Raw genomic sequence first — 1,756 nt, 5'->3', positions numbered from 1 at the left:
AGATCTACGACGGATTCTCGTCCGTCGGTCATTCCGACTCGAACGTTGGATCGGACGGTGCCCGCGAACAAGTCATGTCTGTGTGGTTCGACGAGCATTACCGAACGCGCACTTGCCAGTTCGACCTCCTCGATCGGAATTCCGTCGAGCAGCAGGCTGCCGTCGTAGTCGGTAGGCGAGATCTGGCCCGACAGGACCTCGACGAGCGCCTCACTGTCCTGCGGCGAATACGACACGACGCCGACGAGTTCGCCGGGTTCGATGTCGAGATCGAGACCGCGAAGGCTGCGGTGCCGGATCCCGCGCAGCGCCACCGATGGCAGTTCGGAAACCGAGTGCTCGCCCGACGTCACGAGTACGTCTGCATCCAACACCAACGCCAATCGGTCTGCGGAACCGCGGGCCATGGCCAGGGTTTTCGGAGCCAACGCGAGCGAGGTGAGTGGCTCGATGATGAATTGCGACAACCCGACGACAGCAATGAGATCACCGATGGAAATGTCGCCTCGCAACGCGAGCCAACCCGCCCCACCTGCGACAGCTACGGCAAGAAGGGCACTGATCATCGTCGACGCGGTCTGATACAGACCCATGACCTTGGCGACTCGAAGGCTGTCCGACAACGCTTTTCGGCTTGCCACCCGATACCTGTCCGACGCAGTGTTCTCTGCGCCGATACCTCGGAGCGGCCTGATACCGCTGACCAGATCCGTGGCCATACCCGACGCCCGAGCTGTCGACGCCTGTGCCGCTTCGACTTTCCGGGCAATGAGCGGTCCGGTGGTGTGAAGGACGACGAGGATGATCGGGGTTCCTACGAGTACCGCCAGTCCGAGCGGGACATCGATGACGAGCAGTGAGACCGCCGCGGTGGTGGTGGCTACCAGAGAGCCGACCACCCACGGAACGATTTCCAGCGACACGGCCGTTTGGTCGGCATCGGACGTCGAGACGGTCAACACCTCTCCCGATCGAAGATCGGTGCGAATGCCACCCGGGTGCAGGACCTTGGCGACGGTTTCCACGCGTAGGAGGTGTGCTTCCTGCAGCACGGACGCCTCGATGAGACGTGCGCCGTGTCGCCATCCGACGGTGATGACGACGAACACTGCCGCGAGACCGAGCAGGGTCACCAGTAGCGAATCCACACTGCCGGTGGCCACTGCTCGGTCGACGACGACGCCGATCATGACCGGCACCATAGTCTCTGCGATCTGGTAGAAGCCGTTGAGAACCGTTCCTGCAGCCAGTGTTCGGGAGTTCCGCTTCAGAGCGCGTCGGACGAGGGCGCCACCTGTGCGTTTCGGACGAGACTTCCCGAACACTTCTTCCTCCAGTCGATCGTGGTGCTATTTGGTCAGTTCGGTAAGGAGCGCGTCGGTAGCGTACGGCAAGCTCAGCGCGGTGCTGGCGGTCAGTGCAGCACCGACATAGGGGGCTGCGTCGTCGCTGACGTAGACGACCTTGTTGTTCTTGACCACGTCGAGCTGCTGGAAGTTCGGGTCGTTCTGCACGGCCTGCGCCACATCTGGGTTTCCGATGACGACGAGGCGGTCGACATCGAGCAGGTCGAGTCGCTCGTTGGAGATCTGAGCGTTGAACTCACCGTTCATGAGCGCGTCGACGTCGGCTGCCGGCTTGAAACCGAGGCTGGTCAGGATGCGTCCACGCGTGTCGTCGGACGAGAATGCGTAGTACTCGGGGGTCGCGTCGGCGACGACTGCGACAGCGGTTTCGTCGGCGAATTCCGGGTGCG

Annotated in this window: 2 protein-coding genes; both read right to left on the bottom strand. The window is 62.6% G+C overall.

Annotation, left to right across the window (positions count from 1 at the left end):
* Nucleotides 1-1,325: ABC transporter transmembrane domain-containing protein (locus A2J03_RS05490; protein WP_068370554.1), on the bottom strand; the 1,325-nt coding region annotated here is incomplete at its 3' end.
* Nucleotides 1,326-1,349: 24 nt separating this feature from the next.
* The coding region (locus tag A2J03_RS05485; RefSeq protein WP_156520217.1) for an ABC transporter substrate-binding protein at nucleotides 1,350-1,756 on the bottom strand (407 nt) is incomplete at its 5' end.

The organism is Rhodococcus sp. EPR-157, assembly GCF_001647195.1.
Classification (GTDB): Bacteria; Actinomycetota; Actinomycetes; order Mycobacteriales; family Mycobacteriaceae; genus Rhodococcoides.
The sequence above is the reverse complement of the archived record's forward strand: the minus strand, read 5'-3'. Positions and strand labels throughout refer to the sequence as shown.